Source organism: Planococcus faecalis (assembly GCF_002009235.1).
GTDB classification, from domain to species: Bacteria; Bacillota; Bacilli; order Bacillales_A; family Planococcaceae; genus Planococcus; species Planococcus kocurii.
The window spans coordinates 636,629-658,590 of the sequence record NZ_CP019401.1; the positions used below are offsets into that span (position 1 = coordinate 636,629).

Annotated in this window: 20 protein-coding genes; 18 read left to right on the top strand and 2 right to left on the bottom strand. The window is 43.5% G+C overall.

The window, feature by feature from the left end; genetic code table 11:
* The first annotated feature begins 69 nt into the window (after nt 1–69).
* Nucleotides 70–711: an alpha/beta family hydrolase gene (locus AJGP001_RS03280; RefSeq protein WP_071153973.1), complete on the top strand. Its 642-nt coding sequence runs from the start codon at nt 70–72 to the stop codon at nt 709–711.
* A gap of 121 nt (nt 712–832) precedes the next feature.
* Here the strand turns inward: AJGP001_RS03280 and AJGP001_RS03285 are convergent, their stop codons facing one another.
* Both AJGP001_RS03285 and AJGP001_RS03290 read right to left on the bottom strand, forming a co-directional pair.
* Nucleotides 833–1,930 (bottom strand): ABC transporter ATP-binding protein, encoded by a 1,098-nt coding sequence (locus AJGP001_RS03285; RefSeq protein WP_071153972.1) that lies wholly within the window; start codon nt 1,928–1,930, stop codon nt 833–835.
* Nucleotides 1,931–2,037: 107 nt separating this feature from the next.
* Nucleotides 2,038–2,928, bottom strand: a complete 891-nt coding sequence (locus tag AJGP001_RS03290) for a PucR family transcriptional regulator (RefSeq protein WP_071153971.1) — start codon at nt 2,926–2,928, stop codon at nt 2,038–2,040.
* Nucleotides 2,929–3,082: 154 nt separating this feature from the next.
* Between AJGP001_RS03290 and AJGP001_RS03295 the strand changes: the two genes are divergently transcribed.
* The 17 genes from AJGP001_RS03295 (at nt 3,083) to AJGP001_RS03370 (ending at nt 21,943) form a co-directional block, all read left to right on the top strand.
* The gene (locus AJGP001_RS03295; RefSeq protein ID WP_078080147.1) at nt 3,083–4,669 is read left to right on the top strand and encodes a glycoside hydrolase family 13 protein; all 1,587 of its coding nucleotides are present in this window, start codon (nt 3,083–3,085) and stop codon (nt 4,667–4,669) included.
* 23 nt (nt 4,670–4,692) lie between these two features.
* On the top strand, nt 4,693–5,568 hold the full coding sequence (locus tag AJGP001_RS03300) for an ROK family protein (protein WP_071153970.1): 876 nt from the start codon (nt 4,693–4,695) through the stop codon (nt 5,566–5,568).
* A 550-nt stretch (nt 5,569–6,118) separates the two neighbouring features.
* Entirely contained in the window at nt 6,119–7,423 is a 1,305-nt protein-coding gene (locus AJGP001_RS03305) for an ABC transporter substrate-binding protein (RefSeq protein ID WP_071153969.1), read from the top strand.
* A gap of 860 nt (nt 7,424–8,283) precedes the next feature.
* Entirely contained in the window at nt 8,284–9,144 is an 861-nt protein-coding gene (locus tag AJGP001_RS03310; RefSeq protein WP_071153968.1) for a carbohydrate ABC transporter permease, read from the top strand.
* Nucleotides 9,144–9,959: a carbohydrate ABC transporter permease gene (locus AJGP001_RS03315; RefSeq protein WP_071153967.1), complete on the top strand. Its 816-nt coding sequence runs from the start codon at nt 9,144–9,146 to the stop codon at nt 9,957–9,959. Before AJGP001_RS03310 ends, AJGP001_RS03315 begins: the two co-directional genes overlap by 1 nt.
* 12 nt (nt 9,960–9,971) lie before the next feature.
* Nucleotides 9,972–10,991, top strand: coding sequence for a LacI family DNA-binding transcriptional regulator (locus tag AJGP001_RS03320; RefSeq protein ID WP_071153966.1), 1,020 nt, complete (start codon nt 9,972–9,974; stop codon nt 10,989–10,991).
* A gap of 12 nt (nt 10,992–11,003) precedes the next feature.
* Entirely contained in the window at nt 11,004–12,641 is a 1,638-nt protein-coding gene (locus tag AJGP001_RS03325) for a glycoside hydrolase family 13 protein (protein WP_071153965.1), read from the top strand.
* 117 nt (nt 12,642–12,758) lie between these two features.
* Nucleotides 12,759–13,109, top strand: a complete 351-nt coding sequence (locus AJGP001_RS03330) for a DUF2200 domain-containing protein (protein ID WP_071153964.1) — start codon at nt 12,759–12,761, stop codon at nt 13,107–13,109.
* Between the two features lie 179 nt (nt 13,110–13,288).
* Complete coding sequence (locus AJGP001_RS03335; protein ID WP_071153963.1) at nt 13,289–13,735, top strand: DUF4385 domain-containing protein; 447 nt, start codon at nt 13,289–13,291, stop codon at nt 13,733–13,735.
* 64 nt (nt 13,736–13,799) lie between these two features.
* The gene (locus AJGP001_RS03340) at nt 13,800–14,693 is read left to right on the top strand and encodes a TIGR01777 family oxidoreductase (RefSeq protein ID WP_071153962.1); all 894 of its coding nucleotides are present in this window, start codon (nt 13,800–13,802) and stop codon (nt 14,691–14,693) included.
* Between the two features lie 142 nt (nt 14,694–14,835).
* Entirely contained in the window at nt 14,836–15,105 is a 270-nt protein-coding gene (locus AJGP001_RS03345) for a hypothetical protein (RefSeq protein ID WP_071153961.1), read from the top strand.
* A 155-nt stretch (nt 15,106–15,260) separates the two neighbouring features.
* Entirely contained in the window at nt 15,261–15,734 is a 474-nt protein-coding gene (locus AJGP001_RS03350; protein ID WP_071154005.1) for a MarR family winged helix-turn-helix transcriptional regulator, read from the top strand.
* On the top strand, nt 15,731–17,455 hold the full coding sequence (locus tag AJGP001_RS03355) for an ABC transporter ATP-binding protein (RefSeq protein WP_071153960.1): 1,725 nt from the start codon (nt 15,731–15,733) through the stop codon (nt 17,453–17,455). The genes AJGP001_RS03350 and AJGP001_RS03355 overlap by 4 nt, the downstream gene beginning before the upstream one ends.
* Nucleotides 17,452–19,278, top strand: a complete 1,827-nt coding sequence (locus tag AJGP001_RS03360) for an ABC transporter ATP-binding protein (RefSeq protein WP_078080148.1) — start codon at nt 17,452–17,454, stop codon at nt 19,276–19,278. Before AJGP001_RS03355 ends, AJGP001_RS03360 begins: the two co-directional genes overlap by 4 nt.
* 216 nt (nt 19,279–19,494) lie before the next feature.
* The gene (locus AJGP001_RS17455) at nt 19,495–19,668 is read left to right on the top strand and encodes a hypothetical protein (protein WP_169793163.1); all 174 of its coding nucleotides are present in this window, start codon (nt 19,495–19,497) and stop codon (nt 19,666–19,668) included.
* Between the two features lie 534 nt (nt 19,669–20,202).
* Nucleotides 20,203–20,589: a MerR family transcriptional regulator gene (locus AJGP001_RS03365; protein WP_058386280.1), complete on the top strand. Its 387-nt coding sequence runs from the start codon at nt 20,203–20,205 to the stop codon at nt 20,587–20,589.
* 37 nt (nt 20,590–20,626) lie between these two features.
* A complete protein-coding gene (locus AJGP001_RS03370; protein WP_071153958.1) occupies nt 20,627–21,943 on the top strand; it encodes a hemolysin family protein in 1,317 nt (438 codons plus the stop codon).
* Nucleotides 21,944–21,962: the final 19 nt, after the last annotated feature.

A 21,962-nucleotide genomic window follows, 5' to 3' on the forward strand; every position in this document is an offset into this window, starting at 1 on the left:
CTAATTTGGAAAATATTTAGTAAACTTATAGAATATTCTTTATAATAGAGAGAGACAGGAGTGGAATTTATGAAAGCAATCAACAACAAAGTCATAGGCTACAAAGGAATCGAGGTTCCTTACACGGTCATGCTAACGGAGGATTACACAAAAAAATTAGCTATTTTTTTACCAGGTGCGGGATATACGACAAAAAGTCCGCTTTTCCATTTCGCAGAAGAAATTTTCTTGAATGAAAACTATGATGTGCTGCGTATCAATTATCAATACACAGACAAAGCATACGATGAATTCACGATGAAAGAATTGAGCGAAGCGATCGTTCATGACGTTCGTTTAGTGATTAGTCAAGTGCTCAAAGGCAGAAACTATCAGGACTTTTACTTGGTCGGAAAATCACTTGGTACGATTGCGATGGCAACTGAAATGCTGCGTCCTGAATTCAGTGAAGCCAAAGCTGTATGGGTTACGCCGTTACTAAACCAAGAACAAGTTTTGAACACGATGGTCAACAGCAAAAATGCTGCGCTATGCTATATCGGCGACAAAGACCGTTATTACTCACCGGGTGCATTTGAGTTGCTAAAAGCAAACGCGAATTTAGAGTCGACGCTCTTACCAGACATCAATCACCGGTTGGATTGTGAAACCGACCCACTTAAATCCATTGATGCCTTAAAACAAATCATCGCTGGAATCAAAAACTTTTAATGTAGAGCTGCCGTTTATGTAGGCAGCTTTTTTTGATGGGGTTTTGGTAGGGGTGCAGCGTGCTCTTTATCACTTATTCAGTAAAAAGAAAAAGCTGCTGAGGATTTCTCAGCAGCTTTTATTAACGTATACGTAATTCTGATTCGCTATCGAAAAAGTGCGCTTTATTCATATCGAAGGCCATGTCGATCGTCGATTCTGCTTCAACATTAAAACGTGAATCGACACGTGCAACAAAATCTTGGTTATCGACTTTCGAGTAAAGGATAATTTCTGCGCCCATCAATTCTGCAACGTCAATGTACGCTGTCAGTTTGGTATGAGGGGAGTGCTCTAAAAAGAGCGGCTCGTCGTGAATATCTTCAGGACGTATGCCAAGAACGAGGTCTTTGTTGTCATAGCCACCGTCTTTCAAGGCAGCCAGTTTGCCGTCAGGGATGAGAATGTGAATGTCTCCCATGACGAAATGGCTGCCCACTAATTTGCCGCGCAAGAAGTTCATAGACGGCGAGCCGATAAATCCACCGACGAACATATTGTCCGGCAAATCATAAACTTCTTTTGGCGTACCCACTTGCTGAATAAAGCCGTCTTTCATAACGACTAAACGTGTCGCCATCGTCATCGCTTCTGTTTGGTCGTGCGTTACATAAACAGTCGTCGTCTGCAAGCGACGGTGCAATTTTTGGATTTCTGCGCGCATTTGCACACGTAATTTCGCATCCAAATTTGATAAAGGCTCATCCATCAAGAAAACTTTCGCGTCACGAACGATGGCACGTCCTAGAGCGACACGCTGACGTTGTCCACCCGATAGCGCTTTTGGTTTACGGTTTAAGTAATCATCCAGCCCCAAGATTTTGGAAGCATTGGCAACGCGTGCTTTGATTTCGTCTTTTTTCATTTTGCGCAGTTTCAAACTAAACGCCATGTTTTCATAGACGGTCATATGCGGGTACAATGCGTAGTTTTGGAAAACCATCGCGATGTCACGATCTTTTGGTGACACGTCGTTTACGCGTTTGTCACCGATAAACAAATCGCCATCTGTAATATCCTCAAGCCCTGCGATCATACGAAGTGTTGTGGATTTCCCGCAACCGGAAGGTCCAACTAGTACTAAAAACTCTTTATCGCGAATTTCTAAGTTAAAGTCTTGTACCGAAACTACACCTTTTTCGTATTCTTTTTTGATATTAACTAATGTTAAGCCCGTCATTTGGTTTCCCCCAATAATCTCTTTGTCATTGGTAACAGCTTAACCGAAAGACGATTTTGAATAAATATCAAAATTGCCTAAAAAATCAAATCATTTTTTGTGCACATTTACTTTTGGATCAAAATCGCTAGATATACTGCCATGGCCTCACGGAATTTTCGCACGTCAATGCCGGTATTTTCATAAAAACGATCGAAACGATATTGCAAACTGTTGCGATGCATATGTAAGGCTTTAGCCGTTTCTGAAATATTTAAGTTATTTCGCACAAATACTTCAATCATTTTCATCGTTTCTTCATCACCTTGATAAACTTGCAAAACGGATTGTTTTATTTCATTTCGGAGTGGTTCTGGTGTTTGATCGAGCAATAAATACGGAATCGCATCGGTATAACTGATAACGGTTTTTTTCGAATACAGGCTAACGATTTTAGCACCATCCACCATTGCGCGGTAATGAGTGACAGCTCCGTGCAAACTTGCACGAAGTGGCCCAACAAAAAAATGGATGTTGATATACAAATCACTCATCAACACATCGATAATTTCATCGTAAGAAATCGGTCCGTCTTCTTTTGTTACGTATTCGACTAAAACACCTTGATGGTCGTTTTGCCACAAAATCGGCACGTGCTGCGCATAAAAATCTTGAACCGCTTGTTTAAACGCTGCAGGACTAATTTGTTTTTCTTGAATAGAAAAATGAACAAAGCGATAGGAAGAATTTAATGGAAACATCTTACTGTCATCGGAAAGCGCAGGATCAACCACAGCCGCCCACTTTTTTTCTTCGTCGGTCAGCATCGGAAATTTTGGATTATAAGGCGTCAAAAATGTCGCGAGTAAAGACAAATCTCTTGGAGCAAGTTCCCTTTCGTGAATGCCGATAGTCACGCCATCAGGACATGAAAACCATGTATAGGCTGAATCTGAAGCGAGCGTGTTTTGGTCGAGTAGTTGAAGCGAAGGGTAGAGTTTTTTTAATTGATTGATCATTGAATACCTCTTTTCGCAATTTTAACATTTTGAAGAGTTAGATAACTTATTCATTATACAATAAAATCATAGGTTAAATTAAGTAGTTGGCAAAACAGCGGATTCATGTATGATGGTTGAATAGTATTCACTTTATCAAGAAAGAGGGGATTTTATGGCCGACTGGTGGAAAAAATCGACTGTGTATCAAATTTATCCGCGAAGTTTTATGGATTCAAACGGCGATGGCATCGGGGATATTCGGGGCATTATCCAAAAACTCGATTACTTGCATGAACTCGGTGTAGATATTCTTTGGCTATCGCCTGTGTATGATTCACCGAACGACGATAACGGCTATGACATTCGTGATTATTATAAAATCATGAACGAGTTCGGCACGATGGCAGATTTTGATGAGCTACTTGAAAAAGTACACGCACGTGACATGAAATTGGTTATGGATCTCGTTGTCAATCATACGTCTGATGAGCATGCGTGGTTTAAAGACCATCCCAATTTTTACATATGGCGCGATCAGCCAACCAATTGGCGCTCGTTTTTTGGTGGATCGACGTGGCAGTATCAAAAAGAACGCAATCAGTACTACTTGCACTTGTTTTCCAAAAAGCAGCCAGACCTGAACTGGGAAAATCCAGAACTGCGAAACGCTGTTTACGAAATGATGCGTTGGTGGTTAGATAAAGGTGTAGATGGTTTCCGAATGGACGTTATTAACATGATTTCAAAAAATCCGGATATGAAAGACGCACCAAATGGCGATGGCAGTAGTCAATTTATGAACGGACCAAACGTCCATACTTACCTAAAAGAAATGAACAAGCACGTGCTGTCTCAATACAATATTGTTACAGTCGGAGAATCGCCAGGCACAACGCCAAAAGAGGCGCGTGACTATACCGCCGCACAAAATCAAGAACTCAATATGATTTTCACATTCGAGCATATGGACCTCGACCAAGCATCGGGGGAGAAATGGGATTTAAAGCCGCTCGATTTGATCGATTTAAAAGAGAATCTGGAAAAATGGCAACACGGTTTACACAACGAAGGTTGGAATAGCCTATACTGGAACAACCACGATCAGCCACGTATTGTATCGCGGTTTGGAGATGATCAGGATTGGCGCGTCGAGTCCGCGAAAATGCTCGCTACGTGTCTGCATTTTATGCAAGGCACGCCTTATATTTACCAAGGCGAGGAACTCGGCATGACCAATGTACGTTTTGATTTGATTGAGGATTATCAAGACATTGAGACGGTGAACATGTATCAAGAAAAACGAGAAGCGGGCGTTTCGCACGACGACATCATGACGAAAATTTATGCGAAAGGTCGTGACAACGCGCGTACGCCGATGCAATGGTCCGCCGAACCGAACGGTGGCTTTACAACGGGCACGCCGTGGTTAAAAGTCAATCCGAACTACAAGGACATCAATGCCTTGCAGCATAAAGATTCAGATTCGATTTACCAATACTATAAAAAACTAATTGGTTTGCGTAAGAACATGGACATCATTACGCATGGCGATTTTGAATTACTCCACCGGGAGGATCCAGATGTATTCGCCTATACACGCACATGGAACGATGAAAAACTAACGGTGTACTGCAATTTTTCCAGCCAACCGAAATCTGTGACACTGCCAGAAGGAAAAATACTGATTGGCAATTACGCACCGAATAACAGTAAAGGATTGCTTCAACCTTACGAAGCAATCGTTTATTATAAACAATAAAACGAACACTACGAGGAGGCACTATGGAAAACGTATTAGGAGTCGACATTGGCGGCACAAAAATCCACCTAGGTATCATTAATGCTAGCGGTCAGATTTTATACGAAGAGAAAATTCCGACACAGATTCCACTTTATCCATATCTTGAGGAGAATATTTTGCGTATTTTAGCTGATCAACCTGATGTCAGCGCAATTGGAGTCGGCACGCACGGTTTTGTCGATCCGAAGCAAGGAAAAGTCATCTATTCTGCAGAAACTTTGCCAGGCTGGTCGAACACGCCCGTTAAAGAATGGCTGGAAAAAGCGACGGGCAAACGTGTTGAAGTAGAAAATGATGCCAATGTGGTCGCACTTGCGGAAGCAAAGTTTGGTGCGGCGCAAGGACTTAGTCGTGTGGTCGTTTTAACACTTGGTACCGGTCTTGGTGGCGGTGTTTTATGGGACGGCAAGTTGTTGAGCGGTGGTCCTTATGGCGGTGCGGCAGAATTTGGTCATATGATTCTTTATCCAAATGGCATAAAATGTGCTTGCGGTCGGTTAGGCTGTAGCGAAATGTACGTGTCCGGAACAGCGCTGCGCAATCGAATCGAAACGGCAGGCCTCACATTCACGCCCCCTGAGCTTTTTGAACATGCACAGAGCGATCCAAAAGCTAAGAAAGTCGTGGAAGAATTCACCGGCGATTTAGCACTTGTTATTAGCAGTTTGCAGGCAGCGTTCGATATGGAAATGGTCATTATTGGCGGGGGTGTTTCAGAAGCAGCAGATCTTTGGATGGAGTCGCTGCAACAGCAACTCCAACCGATGCTACTAAATCCGCTGGACATTGAAGTAGCACGTTTCGAAAACGACGCGGGTATTTTAGGAGCTGCATTATTGGTATTGGAAACTGAATAAATGAGTTTGAATAGGAGTGGCTAAGCGAGCTGCTCTTATTTTTTTATTTACTCCCAATTTGAAACTATATAAGTGGAATGAAGAAACCGACTTTTTTAAACCACTTTAGTTGCCCAGACCGTGGACGTGCCGGCGCTAAATAGCTGGTTGCGTAAGAAGAGAGTGTCTAGTTTGCTGTTATTACCTAGAAAATATGGGGAAAAGGAGACTCCGAGGGGGAAGTGCAGAACGAACTTGTGCGTCTATCTCAAGTTCATTCTGCGCAAGCCCTTGGCAACTGGCGCTGAGAATTTCTTACGCGTCAGTTGCATGACCACACCCTGTGGACCCGAAAGCACAGCTGTTTTGCCGAAGATCAACAAATAGAATCATTCGTTCGAGTTACCATTAGTTAAAAAAAGAATTTTTTAAAAATTCCATCTTGTGCAAACGTTTTCATGGTGTTATGATACAGATAATTAATTTTCGGGAACACTCTCCAGTCCGTTTCCGCTTTTTATTTGCTCGTTTGTGCAAACGATTTCACAACAACTCAAAGGGGGATTTACTGATGAAGGAAGTAAGGTTTAGCAAAGGACTTGTAGCATCATTGATGTTGTCAGCTGCAGTGTTGGCAGGATGTAGTAGCGACGGGGAAAAGGACGGATCGAGCGCAGAAGGTGAAGAAGTAACGGTAGACATTTTCCAATTCAAAGTGGAATTCAAAGACCAGTTTGAAGACGTAGTGGCACTTTACGAAAAAGAAAACCCGAACGTGAATATTGAAATTACAACGGTTGGTGGCGGAGAAGATTACGGCGCAGCACTTCGTTCACGCTTTGCATCTGGTAACGAACCGGCAATCTTTAACATCGGTGGACCTCAAGATGTAGCGGACTGGAAAGACAATCTATCAGACTTAACGGACACAGCAGCTGCAGGAGCGGCACTTGACGGCACGCTTGACGGTGTAACCGTAGAATCTGAAGTGCTTGGACTTCCTTATAACCAAGAAGGTTACGGCTTTATCTACAATACGCGTCTATTTGAAGAAGCAGGAATCGATCCGGCATCCATCACGGATTTTGCATCACTCGAAGAAGCTGTGAAAACATTGGATTCGAAAAAAGACGAGCTTGGTCTTGAATCAGTCTTCGCTTTCCCAGGAAAAGAAACGTGGGTAACAGGACTTCACTTGTCAAACACCTTTCTTGCTCCAGAGTTCGACAACAACGTATTAACAGCATTTGATGCGAAAACAGTCGATTTTAAATACGCTGACGGTTTTAAGAAAATCGTTGATTTGCAAAATGAATACTCGAAACAACCAACTGTTAGTCTTGATTACTCTCAGCAAGTCGAAGAATTATTTTCACTTGAACGTGTAGCAATTATTCAACAAGGAAACTGGGCGTACGGTTCAATCGCGGGTATCGATCCAGAACTTGCAGACAACGGCATCGGTCTTATGCCAATTCCTGTTGAAGGCGTAGAAAACACAGGCTTACCCGTGGGCGTACCGATGTATTGGGGCGTAAACAAAAAAGCGGACGAAGCAGTTGTTAAAGAATCAAAAGAATTTTTGGATTGGTTGTACACATCTGATGTAGGTAAAACAGCTGTGGTAGAAGACTTCAAATTCATCCCGGCTTACGAAGGTTACGACACATCGAAAATCTCTGATCCCATGTCGAAAGCCATTTACGATGCATCTGAGTCAGGCAATACAATCGGCTGGGTTTTCATGGGCTATCCAACTGGATGGGGTGAAGATGTACTTGGTTCGAACATCCAGAAATACCTAAGCGATGAAGCAAGCTGGGACGAAGTGATCGATTCAGCAAAAGAAGCTTGGGAAGCAGATAGAGCTAAGTAATACAATTTCAAGTAAATTTTCACGATGAGCGTGTTAAACAAAGTAGCCTCTGTGCTACTTTGTTTTGTTGCTGGAGTAAATGACAAGGCTTCACTCGTGTAAACCGCACCGGTCGCTTTGGGCATGGCTCACACAATAAGCCGAGAAGAACACTCGTCTTATTGCTCCGCCTAGCCCGTGGACGCGCCGGCACTAAGAGACTTGCTAGCTACAACGTGAGAGCAGCTGTTTTGTTGCTGGGGTAAATGACAAGGCTTCACTCTTGTAAGCCGCACCGGTCGCTTTGGGCATGGCTCACACAATAAGCCGAGAAGAACACTCGTCTTATTGCTCCGCCTAGCCCGTGGACGCGCCGGCACTAAGAGACTTGCTAGCTACAACGTGAGAGCAGCTGTTTTGTTGCTGGGGTAAATGACAAGGGCTTCACTCGTGTAAGCCGCACCGGTCGCTTTGGGCATGGCTCACACAATAAGCCGAGAAGAACACTCGTCTTATTGCTCCGCCTAGCCCGTGGACGCGCCGGCACTAAGAGACTTGCTAGCTACAACGTGAGAGCAGCTGTTTTGTTGCTGAGGTAAATGACAAGGCTTCACTCGTGTAAGCCGCACCGTTCGCTTTGGGCATGGCTCACACAATAAGCCGAGAAGAGCATTCGTCTTATTGCTCCGCCTAGCCCGTGGACGCGCTGGTGCTAAGAGATTTGCTAGATACAAAGTGAGAGTTGTTGGTATTGCTAGTCGAAAAATAAAAGATAGGCAGCAAAATAGCGGAGACGCCCGCGGCAAGCGTAGCTGTTTTGCGGACTATCGCTAACCCAATCTAAACTTAACCGACCAAATCAAGAAAGGAATGATGCCTGTATGCGTACAAAAGATTTATCTTATTGGTTGTTTCTAGCCCCTGTCTTATTGGCACTTACGCTAGTTGTCATTGTTCCAATGCTACTCGGCGTCTATTACTCCTTCACCACCTGGAACGGCATCGACACAGGAGAATTCGTCGGATTCCAAAACTACATCGATTTGTTCAAAGACCAGCGTTTCCTTGATTCGTTATGGTTTACAACAAAATTCTCAATTGTTTCGGTTATCTTAATTAACGTCATTGGCTTATCACTAGCACTGCTCGTTACGGGACGTGTTCGCTCAAGCAAATTACTGCGTACGACGTTCTTCATGCCAAATTTAATAGGTGGATTGATCTTAGGATTTATCTGGCAGTTTATTTTCATCAAAGTGTTTGCAAGTGTTGGTGAGATTATTGGGATGGAAAGCTTACAAGGCTGGTTGTCTACAACGGATACGGGATTCTGGGGCTTGGTTATTTTGATGAGCTGGCAGATGGCTGGATACATTATGGTTATCTATATCGCTTATTTAGAAGGCATGCCAAAAGAGCTGCTAGAAGCCTCTGAAATTGACGGAGCTTCTTCGTTTCAACGTTTCCGTTATGTGGTTTTTCCACTTGTGGCACCGGCGTTTACTGTTAGTATGTTCCTGACACTTTCAAATACGTTCAAGCTGTATGACCAAAACTTGTCACTAACCGCTGGTGGGCCTTATAACTCTACTGAAATGGTCGCAATGGAAATTTTCAAAACAGCGTTTACGCAAAATGCTTTTGCGTATGCGCAGGCAAAAGCTGTTATTTTCTTCGTTATCGTCGCAATCATTGCCCTTGTCCAAGTGTATTTGAACAAACGCAAGGAGGTTGAAATGTAATGAAGAAAAAATGGAATTTGAAATTAGAAATTCTTGGCTTGGTGTTAGCACTTTTGTGGTTGGCTCCGTTTTACTTAATGTTCGTCAACTCGTTCAAATCAAAAAAAGAAATTTTCATGGACACTATCAGTCCTCCCGAAAATTGGAGCTTTGATAATTACATTACGGCTTTTGAAGAACTGGATTTTTTGCAGACATTATTTAATTCGCTATTAATTACAGTTGTCAGCGTTGTGTTGATCATTGTTTTCTCCGCGATGGCGGCATATGCCTTATCGCGCGCGAAAAGTAAGCTCAGCACGGTATTGTTTTTCACTTTCGTTGCAGCCATGCTCATCCCGTTTCAGTCGGTGATGATTCCGCTCGTTACGGTATTCGGTAAGTTTGAACTGTTAAACCGGGGTGGCTTAATTTTTATGTATATTGGCTTTGGTGCGAGTCTTTCTATTTTCTTGTATCACGGTGCGCTAAACAATATCCCACGTTCACTGGATGAAGCGGCGACAATTGATGGAGCCAACCGCTGGCAAGTGTTTTGGCATATTATTTTCCCAATCTTAAAACCAATTACAGTAACGGTAGCCATTTTAAACATCATTTGGATTTGGAACGATTATTTATTGCCATCCCTGGTGATCAATACACCAGGAAGTGAAACGATTCCGTTGAAGATGTTCTTCTTCTTTGGTGAATACACGAAGCAGTGGCATTTGGCACTTGCGGGGTTAACACTCGCGATCGTTCCAGTCATCATCTTTTATTTCTTCGCACAACGCGAAATTATTAAAGGGGTATCGGATGGGGCAGTAAAATAGGAGGACGGTAAAATGGCAGTCACAATCAAAGACGTTGCGAAACAGGCAAATGTGTCGCCGGCCACTGTATCACGAGTGATCGCCGACAATCCACGAATCAGCGTCAAGACAAAAGTGAAAGTGCGGGAAGTCATGAAAGAACTGGGGTACTACCCAAATTTTCAAGCACGTAATTTAGTAGCGAAAAACAGTCGGACACTCGGTGTCATCATGGAAAATTCAGCCGCATTGGCCTTTCAAAATCCCTTTTTCCCTGAAGTGCTACGTGGCATTTCAACTAGGGCACATGAAAGCCAATACGGACTGTATTTGTCGACCGGTGCCACGCAAGAAGAAATTTACGAAGAAGTTATTGAAATGGTGCAAGGTCGACGAGTTGATGGGATTGTTCTTCTTTACTCAAAAATTGGAGATCCTGTTATGGAATACTTGTGCCAAAGCGGTTTGCCGTTTGCTGTAGTCGGCCGGCCGTACAAAAATCCGTGTTCGGTAACCTATGTCGATAACGACAATATCAATACCGCCAAGGAAACGGTTGAATACTTGATTGGACTGGGTCACAGGCAGATTGCATTTGTCGGGGGTGCGACAGATTTTGTCGTATCGCTCGACCGGTTAGAAGGATATAAGCAAGCGTTGAATAAACATGGCATTCTGTTTGATGTGGCTTATACAGTCAATCAAGAGTTTATGCAAGGCGATAAAAGTGAGGCAATTCGCCGATTAATGGCACTCGAATTACCGCCAACGGCCATTGTTACGCATGATGACATGGTCGCTTACGAAGTCATCGGCTACCTGGAAGACTTAAAAATCCAAGTACCAGAAGACGTTTCCATTATCGGTTTTAACAATCATATGATTTCGAAACATTTAAAACCGCCACTCAGCACAGTCGACATTTCAATTTATGACCTTGGTTTGCATGCAGCAGAGTTGGTAGTAGAGAAAATAACGGACGCGTCAGTGCCTCCCAAACAAGTCGTAGTGCCTTCTCGACTAATAGAAAGAGGTTCTTGCCGACGTCTTTGAGAGGGATCGGATATGAATAGAAAATGGTGGAAAGAAGCAGTCGTCTACCAAGTTTATCCGCGCAGTTTCATGGATTCTGACGGAAATGGTCTTGGTGATATTAATGGCATTACGAGCAAATTGGATTATTTAAAAGGCCTCGGCATTGACGTAATCTGGGTATGTCCGATGTACAAGTCACCCAATGATGATAACGGCTACGATATTAGCGATTACCAGGAAATTTTAGAGGATTTCGGCACGATGGAAGATTTCGATTTGCTAATGGAACAAGTCCATGCGCGCGACATGAAGTTGATCATTGATTTAGTCATTAACCATACGAGCGACGAGCATCCTTGGTTTTTGGAATCCAGCTCATCACGCGATCATCCGAAACGAGATTGGTATGTCTGGCGCGACGAACCGCTAAATTGGGAAAGTATATTTGGAGGACCAGCCTGGGAATACGATGAAAAGACCAAGCAATATTTTTTACATATCTTTTCAAAAAAGCAGCCCGATCTAAATTGGGAAAATCCCGAAGTCCGTAAAGAACTTTATAAAATGATCAATTGGTGGATTGCGAGAGGAATCGATGGGTTTCGCGTCGATGCCATCAGCCACATTAAAAAAGATTACACGAACACGGCCGATGCGGAAGGGCATGTATTCGTCCCTTCGTGGGAAAAAATAATGAACGTCGATGGTATTCAGCCGATGTTGCAAGAATTATACGATGAGACGTTTGGCAAACACGACATTATGACTGTTGGTGAAGCGAACGGCGTTTCCGCAGATGAAATTGACGAATGGGTAAGTGAAAAGACCGGGAAATTCAATATGATTTTCCAATTCGAAGACATCGATTTGTGGAATATTGAAGTGCGCAATGGCGTAAACGTACCAGAACTAAAACACGTACTTAGCAAATGGCAAAACAAAGTAAACGGTGTCGGCTGGAATGCGCTATTTATTGAAAATCACGACAGACCACGCGTCGTTTCCACTTGGGGAAATGATCAACAGTACTGGCGTGAAAGCGCAACGGCATTAGCGTGCATGTATTTCTTTATGCAAGGAACACCGTTCATTTACCAAGGCCAAGAAATCGGTATGACCAATGCGCCGTTTGAAGAGTTGGATCATTTCGATGATGTCCATACGCATAACTTATATTTTCATAAAAAAGAAACCGGCATGCAACACGAGGCCATTATGACTTTGCTGCGGGCGACGAGTCGTGATCATTCACGAACGCCGATGCAATGGGACAATACGTTACATGCTGGATTTTCAGATGCATCCCCGTGGATGGGCATTAACCCCAATTACCAGTGGCTGAACGTCAAAGCGCAAGAAAACGATCCGCATTCGGTACTAGCCTTTTACAAACAGATGATCTGGCTCCGGAAGAATATGGACGTATTTGTATACGGAGAGTATAAGTTAATCGAAATGGGTCACGAAGCCGTATTCGCGTACACGCGAGAATACGGCGATGACAAAGTATTTATCGTCACAAACCTTGCGCAGCACGCATGTATGTGTGGCGTCAATCCTGAAAATTCAACGCTGTTGTTGGGAAATTACAGCAACAACGATTCAGCACAATTGCTTCCATATGAAGCACGTGTGTACAAAGTTCCAAAAGACGCAAATTTTGAATAAGCGACCGATATCGAAAACCCCGGAGAAAGCATGTGCTTTCTCTGGGGGTTTTTAGGGGTACAAACGTTCTGTTTCGTGTATAATGAGGACAGCAAGTAGTGCAAGGAGTGAGCCCTAATGACAGAGCATAAAATCTACAAAATGACCGCCGCCAAAATTTACGATTGCTACGTCGCCAAAGCTGAGCGAAAAAATCGAACTAAAGCAGAAGTTGACGAAATCATTCGGTGGTTTACCGGATACAGCCAAGAACAACTAGAAGCCCAACTCGCACAACAAACCGCATTTGCTCCTTTCCTGCTAGAAGCACCGATGTTAAACCCTTCGCGCGAGTTAATTAAAGGGGTGGTTTGTGGCGTCCGCGTTGAAAACGTGGAAGAACCTACAATGCGAGAAATTCGCTATTTGGACAAGTTGATCGACGAGCTAGCCAAGGGCAAGTCTATGGACAAAATTTTACGGCAGTAAACAAGCTGAGCTGATTCCACGGAATCAGCTTTTTCTTATACTGTGCGAAATGGGTTTTTTTCTTAACCCGGGTGTTCGCAGTGTATATCCACCCCCTCTAATTTTGCTCTCAAAAAGATTATACAGCCTAATCTGGGGTATATTCTTAACAAAGTAGATGCGCAAAGGAGCGGATAACGATGGCGTTTGATTATGAGTTGGATTATGAAAATTTGGATTTACGCAAACATCCCGAGCTATACCGTGTTGGCAGAGGTGAGCAGGGCGTATTGATGGTGGAGCCGTATAAAGGAGAGATTTTGCCACATTGGCGATTTAAGACGCCAGACATTGCACAAGAGTCGTGCGATAAAATTTCGGAGATGTTCGAGGAGTATCGCAAACAAGATGATTTTGTCGGGATGGACATGGCACGTAAATTTATTCAAATGGGCTATACGCGCGCACGCCGTTATACCAATTACAAAGGCGGCCGCAAATACAATGAAGACGGCAGCATCAAAGAACGTGACATTGATCCGGTAAAAGCCGAGTCGGCGGCCATTTTCAAAAAGCGCTGGGACGAAATTAGAGAAGACGAAGATTACTTGAAACGCAAAAAAAAGCACCAAAAAGAATTCGGTTAATCCGTATCTTTTACGCGCTTAGGACGTCAAGTAGGATAAGAATATACAGAAAATAGGTGGCGAAATGAAAAAGATTGTATTGGCTGGAGGTACTGGATTTGTTGGGCAGTATTTAGAAAAGAAGTTTACAGAGCAAGGTTACCAAGTCATCATTATTTCACGGCAACCCAGTCATTTGAATTGGACCAATCATACAGGGATCGTTAGCGCACTAGAAGGCGCGGAGATGGTCGTCAACTTGGCTGGGAAATCGGTGAATTGCCGGTATACCGAAGCCAATAAACGAGAAATTTTTGATTCGCGGATGGAAACGACAGAAGCGCTAGGCACAGCCATTTTAAGCTGTGATAACCCACCACCGCTATGGGTCAATTCCAGCACGTCGACGATTTACCGCCATGCGGAAGATCGACCCATGACAGAAGCGAACGGAGAATTCGGCAAAGGCTTTTCAGTGGAAGTGGGCAAGGCGTGGGAACAAGCACTATTTAGCTTTAACTTACCGAATACGCGACAAGTGGCGCTGCGCCTATCCATTGTCCTTGGCAAAGATGGCGGTGTCATGATTCCTTATGAAAACATGGTTCGCTTTGGACTTGGCGGCAAACAAGGCAATGGCAAACAAATGTTTAGCTGGATTCATATAGAAGACGTTTACCGCATTATTCTTTTCGTGCGTGACCACGATCACCTAAGCGGCGTTATCAACACCACATCCGCAGAACCTGTAACAAATCGTGAACTGATGAAGCAGTTGCGCATAGCAATGGACAAAAGGCTGGGTCTGCCGGCTACCAAGTGGATGTTGAATATCGGAGCAGTTGCGATTGGAACAGAACCTGAACTAATTTTAAAAAGTCGCTGGATTTTACCTGAGCGTTTGCAACAGGAAGGATTTCACTTTACTTATCCAACACTGGATAAAGCATTGAAAAATATCCTTCATAAGACATTGTAATAGTTCTATAGCATCAGAAAACTCTTCAAAAGGAAGTTTTTTCTGATGTTTTTTTATTTTTTGAATTAATTGTCTTTATTTCGAGATATTTTGGTTTGAGATAATCACATAAAGGAAATGCCTAAAGAGAGGGGGTGACAAATTGACCATAGACGAAAAATTGATGATTGGTATCCGCAATCGGGAAGAACAGGCATTAGTTGATTTGTACGACCGTTATCACCGAATCATATGGAATATTGCCCAGCAGGCCAATCCTGATCAATCTGTTTGTGAGCAATTTGTTACCCATGTATTCCGCACTGTCTGGACCAAGCCACAAGATTTTACGAAAAACCGGAAATTGCTTATGTTGTTAATAGACTGCTGTCGAGCTTACAGCGTTACAATGACCCAAAAAACTAAATCATAAACGACTTCCGTCAGAACACCGACAGAAGTCGTTTTTTAATGCCGCCAAAAATCCAATCTTTGAAAGTTGACGAATAGTCATAATCGGAGTAGCTTGAGAGCCATAGATTCAATAGTTCCGTTTGGAACGGTTCATAAAGGAAGGATGGTGTGGAAATGAACAATAAAATAGAAATAGACACGTATAGGCAATTGCTGCTGTCATTTGCGGATGTGCAAAAAAACATGGCGTGCTTTATTCAAAAGTCAGCAATGGAAAACGGCTTATCAGTGCCACAGTATTCCATTTTGATGACCATTATTTGTTGCCATGAGATGACGCAGAAGAATATCGGTGAGAAAACCTTTTTACCCAAAAGTACGTTGAGTCAGGCAGTAGATGGGTTAGTTAAAGAAGGGTATCTCGATCGTCGACAAGTAGAATGCAACCGGCGTGAAATCTTGCTGTCGCTCAGTGAAAAAGGGCAAGCATTAGTGAACCGTCTCTATTTCCAAGAAGATGGATTGCATCAAGTGTTCAAGGCGGCTAGTGAACAACTTACGGAGCAACAAATAGAAGAATTGATCGACTCACATCAAAAAATTTCAACGTATTTAACCGAAACTAAACGAGAGGTGACGACAAAATGATTAAGATTTTAAAAAATCTCAGTCCTTACAAATGGATTGTGCTAGGCGTAGTCGCTTTAGTTTTTGGTCAATCGATGGCAGAGCTGTTTTTGCCGACATTAATGGCTGACATCATCGATAATGGTGTTGTCAAAGGGAATATTCCATACATCTGGCAAATCGGTGGCTGGATGTTACTCGTATCCGCAGTCGGGGCAGTGGCCGCTGTTTTTGCCAGCTTTTACTCTTCTAAAGCAGCGATGGGAATGGGGCGCGACTTGCGGCAAAAAGTATTCAAGCATGTCGGCCAATTTTCGCTTCAAGAATTTGATGAAGTTGGCACCGCATCGTTAATTACGCGTACGACAAACGACATTACACAAGTGCAACAAGTCGTCATTATGATGCTGCGCATGGTAATTAGTGCACCGATTATGCTAGTTGGTGGGATTATTTTGGCGGTGTCAAAAGATGCAAAATTGTCGCTCGTTATTATTGGCGCGATGCCTGTACTGGTCGTTGCAATCTTACTAATATTGAAATACGGTATGCCTCTTTTCCAACAAGTTCAAAAGCGGATAGATAACCTGAATTTGGTCGTGCGCGAAAACCTGACGGGCATCCGCGTGATCCGTGCTTTTAATAGAGAAACAGAAGAAAAAGCACGTCTTCAAAAAGCCAATCGTGACTTGACCGACGTGTCGATTCAAGTCAACAAAGTCATGGCTTTCTTAATGCCAGTGATGATGCTCGTGATGAACCTGACTGTCGTGGCTGTTATTTGGTTTGGTGGCATTCGCATTAGTAACGGCGCTATGCAAATCGGTGACTTGATGGCATTTATTCAATACGTCATGATGATCATGTTTGCACTGGTTATGGCATCTTTTATGTTCGTCATGATTCCGCGTGCTGCAGTATCTGCTAAACGAATCAACGAAGTATTGGAAATGAAACGGGCCTTCGCAGACGACGGTACTGCTAAAGCTGACCGCGTACGCGGAACGCTAGCGTTTGAAAATGTTTCTTTCTACTATCCAGGAGCGGAAGAACCGGCGTTGTCGAACATTAGCTTTAGCGCAAAGTCCGGTGAAATCACAGCATTGATCGGCGGGACGGGTTCTGGTAAGTCGACGCTGGTTAACTTAATACCACGTTTTTACGATGTGACAAGTGGGACGATTCGTGTTAACGGCGTCGATATTCGTGAGGCCTCTCAACAAGAAGTTCGTTCAAAAATTGGGTTTGTGCCACAAAAAACGATGCTGTTCACCGGTACCATTGCGGACAATATTCGCTTTGGTAAACAAGATGCGAGTTATCAAGAAATGAAACAAGCGGCGAGTACGGCACAAGCAACAGAGTTTATCGATCAAATCGAAGGTGGCTTTGCGGCTGAAATTGAGCAAGGCGGCTCTAATTTATCAGGCGGTCAAAAACAGCGCTTGTCCATTGCACGTGCTTTGATTCGTAAGCCGGATTTGTATATCTTTGATGATAGCTTCTCAGCACTGGATTTTAAAACCGATGCAAAGTTGCGCAAAGCACTAAAAGATGAAACGAAACATGCTACGGTGCTGCTAGTTGCACAACGCGTGAGTACAGTTGTTGACGCTGACCGCATCATCGTTCTAGAAAAAGGCAAAATAGTGGGCATGGGAACACATAAAGAACTGTTAGAAACCAACGAAGTTTACCATGAAATTGCCTTATCCCAGTTGTCAGAGGAGGAAATTGCATGAGCCAGATGGGACCTCCTCGTGGCGGTGGGAATATGCCGCCAGAAAAAGCCAAAGATTTCAAAGGCACATTTAGACGTCTAGTGGCGTATTTAAAACCACGCCGAAAAAAACTAGCGGCGGTCTTTTTCGTCGCGATTCTCAGTACGGTGTTTTCCATCGTCGGACCAAAAATCATGGGGATGGCGATCACGGAATTGTTCGAAGGCGCGTATGGTCAGTTAAAAGGTGCGCCAGGTGGGGGGATTGACTTTGGCGTTATTGGTCAGATTCTCGCTATTCTTGCCGGCTTGTATTTGTTTAGTAGTGCGTTTAGTTACATCCAGCAATACATGATGTCAACCGTGGCACAAGACACGGTTTATGATTTGCGCCAAGACGTCAATAAAAAACTAGAAAAATTGCCGCTCAAATATTTTGATGGACGGGCAAATGGCGAAACCTTAAGCCGTATGACCAATGACATCGACACGATCGGCAGCACCTTACAGCAAAGCTTGACGCAGTTTATTACGTCAATTGTTACGCTCGTCGGGATTATGATTATGATGCTGACCATCAGTCCGTTGCTGACGCTAATCGCGGTTGTTTCTTTGCCGCTATCGTTGTTCGTTATCGGACCCATTTTGAAAAAATCGCAGAAGTATTTTAAGAGCCAGCAAAAAAATCTGGGGCGTTTGAATGGTCACGTAGAAGAAATGTACACCGGCCATCAAGTCGTCAAAGCGTTTGGGCACGAAGCGAAATCCAATGAACAATTCGATGCCGTCAATGAAGAGCTATATGATGCAGGACGCAAAGCGCAGTTTATTTCCGGGATTATCATGCCGATGATGACTTTGATCGGCAACTTGAGTTATGTGTTGATTAGTGTTGTTGGGGGTATTTTGGTCACGCAGCGTGCAATTTCGATTGGGGACATTCAAGCGTTTATTACGTATTCCAAACAGTTTACGCAACCAATTACGCAGACGGCGAACATCGCCAACATTGTTCAGTCGACAATTGCTGCGGCTGAACGAGTTTTCGAATTGCTGGATGAAGAAGAAGAAGTGAAAGAAGTAACGACTGCTGTTCTTGAACGTGCAAAAGGCGCAGTTGCTTTTGAAGACGTCGATTTTGGTTACGGTGAAAAACGATTAATCGACAAGATGAACATTGATGTTTTACCAGGTCAAACGGTCGCGATTGTCGGACCAACGGGTGCTGGTAAAACGACTTTGATCAATTTATTGATGCGTTTTTACGAACTGGATGGCGGCCGGATTACCATTGATGGCCTGGATTCACGAGAGATGTCAAGACACGAATTGCGTCAGAACTTTGGAATGGTGTTGCAAGATACCTGGCTCTTTAACGGCACCATTCGTGACAATATTGGCTATGGCAAAACCGGAGCTACGGAAGAAGAAATTCGTGCGGCTGCAGAAGCGGCACACGCCGACCACTTTATCCGCACGCTGCCGGACGGTTATGACACCATTTTGAACCAAGAAGTATCAAATATTTCACAAGGACAAAAGCAATTATTGACCATTGCACGTGCCATTCTTGCCGATCCGCCAATGATGATCTTAGACGAAGCGACGTCGAGCGTTGATACACGGACGGAAATTTTTATCCAAAAAGCGATGAGTCAATTGATGGCCGGACGTACAAGTTTTGTGATAGCGCACCGGTTATCTACGATTAAAGACGCTAGCTTGATCTTAGTTATGGACCAAGGAAAAGTTATCGAACAAGGCACACATCAGCAATTGCTCGATAGAGACGGCTTTTATGCCGAACTATACCGCAGCCAATTTACCGCGAAAGTGGCTGTGTGAAACACAAAAGGTCTACCGCACAAGCGTTGTGCAGTGGACCTTTTGTGATTCTACGATACAAGTAAAAATCACTAGTTCAACCGGTATAGCTTACACGCGTGCGGGCGCAGGAAGTTTCAGTAACGGTTATTTTTCGACAGTGAGATGGAAACACGTTATGCTTACATTAGTTTACTTGACCGTCTTGGCGGCAGGACAAACGGGAGGATGATTCAAATGGCATTTCTAGACAAACTCAACCAATTCAAAGACAAGTCGATTGAAAAAGGCAAAACCCATTGGGAAGAAAACAAAGACGATTACAAAGAAAAAGCTGCTACCTATAAAGACAAAGCAATGGTCATGAAAGACGACGTGGCGAACAAAATCAAAGAAAAGACGAAAAAATAAGTGTTGGTGGAGTCAAGCGGATTGCGCTTGGCTCTTTTTTTATGAAATTTTAGCGTTTTGCACTAGTGAACGAGTGTGAAATAGCGGCAGAGTGAATTTGTTTGCAGGAATGAGTAGTTTGTTTGCGCAACTCGCTATGTTGTTTGCAGGAGCGAGCGTGTTGTTTGCGCTATTTATTGTGTTGTTTGCGGGATAGCCTGATTTGTTTGCAAATCGCCCAAAAAACGAGACTGTTCCAAGTGAATCAAGTGAATCAAATGGAACAAACGTATGCAGCCCGTCACACAAAGCGATAGCCAGTCAGTCACTAGTCATAGCCACTGTTCCAAATCATGTCGATATCATGTCGCTTACTCAAAAACATGTCTATTTCTGTCCGAAACCAGAACGTTAGACTGTATGCTTTTTATCGAAATGTGCTATTATTTTTTATTACTAAGAGAAATTGCTTTCGTGCAATGGATCAGACCGGAAGTTAACCACGTTAGGTTAATGTGAGTCAAATAAGGGGGTGTCTGCATTGGGAAGGACTTAATGAAAATCGGAGAGATTGCAAAATTGAGCGGGGTATCAACGAGAACCATCGATTATTATACGGTATCGGGATTGCTACAAAGTCAGCGAACTAAAACCAATTACCGGCTTTATCCAGCGTCTAGCCTGCAGACGCTCAAACGTATACAAGTTTTGAAAAAACAGCGCCTGTCGATTTCGGAAATTAAAGACGTGCTTGCTACACAAGAGACTTCAGAAACAACACTTCTTGTCGATGAAGTATATGAAGAATTCGAATGCCTGCAACGAAAAATTACGCGCTTGGAGGAGCAATTAAAAGATGCCCCAAGCCCCGTGAAGCTACACATCAGCAAAGCGCTTGAGCACCAGTTAGCAGCTATAACTGCTTTGATCGCGTTGCTGTAATTTACTTGGAGGTGAATCCCTTTTACAGGGAAGACACGTGGACATAGTAACCTTATTGAATTTAGTTTTATTAGTACTATTAATTGCCTTGACGGCATTTTTCGTTGGCTCGGAATTTGCGATTGTCAAAATTCGCATGTCGCGGCTCGATCAACTGATTGCAGAAGGCAATAAAAAAGCGGTAACTGCGAAAAAAGTAGCGAGCGACTTGGATTATTATTTATCTGCCTGTCAGCTCGGAATTACCGTCACAGCACTTGGACTGGGAGCGCTCGGGAAACCGACCATTGAACGATTAATGTACCCAATCTTTGAATTTTTTGCTGTGTCAGACGCAGTGGCCTCAACGGCTTCCTACGCCATCGCGTTTTTACTCGTGACTTATTTGCACGTCGTTGTCGGTGAAATGGCGCCAAAAACTTTGGCTATTCAATTTGCGGAAAAGATGTCGTTATTATTGGCACCCCCGCTTTATTGGTTCGGAAAGGTTATGAAACCTTTTATCTGGGCATTGAACGGGGCGGCTCGCGTGTTGCTGAGAATCTTCGGCGTTAAACCCGCAGGTCACGATCAAGCGTATTCAGAAGAAGAGTTGAAAATTGTTATGGTTCAGAGCTTTGAAGGCGGAGCGATCAATGAAACCGAACTTTCGTATATGGAAAATGTGTTTTCGTTTGATGAACGTGTGGCTAAAGACATTATGGTGCCGCGTACCGAACTCGTCACGCTAGATAAAGACATGCCGCTCGCTGAAATTATCGAGATTTTAGATGAAAACAATTACACACGTTACCCTGTAACCGAAGATGGCGACAAAGACAAAATTCTTGGATTTGTTAGTGCCAAGAAAATGCTGCCGCATATTGTCGCAGGACGTGAATGGCAGCTCGAGGATTTTGTCTTGGAACTGCCGACTGTGTTTGAAGCGACAGGCTTGCAAAACGCGTTATTGATTATGCAAAATGCGCGCGTTCATATTGCCCTCGTTGCGGACGAATACGGAGGTACGGCCGGTATGATTACTATGGAAGATATTTTAGAAGAAATCGTCGGTGAAATTCGAGATGAATTTGATGCGGACGAAGTGGCCGATATTAACAAAGTCAGTGACAATCAATACGTGATCAATGGTCGCGTGTTATTGAAAGACCTGGAAGAGCGTTTTGGCATAACCTTTGATGAAAGCGACGACATCGATACGATTGGTGGCTGGATTCATTTCAAGAGCCCGGGAGAAGTCAAAACCGGTGCTACTTTTACAGAGTCAACAAATTCGTGGACCATCGTAGAAATGGATCACCAGCAAATCAAGCAAGTGATGTTCCACAGTCATTCGAAAAAGTTGAATACGTAAGTTCCACTTAACAATTAAT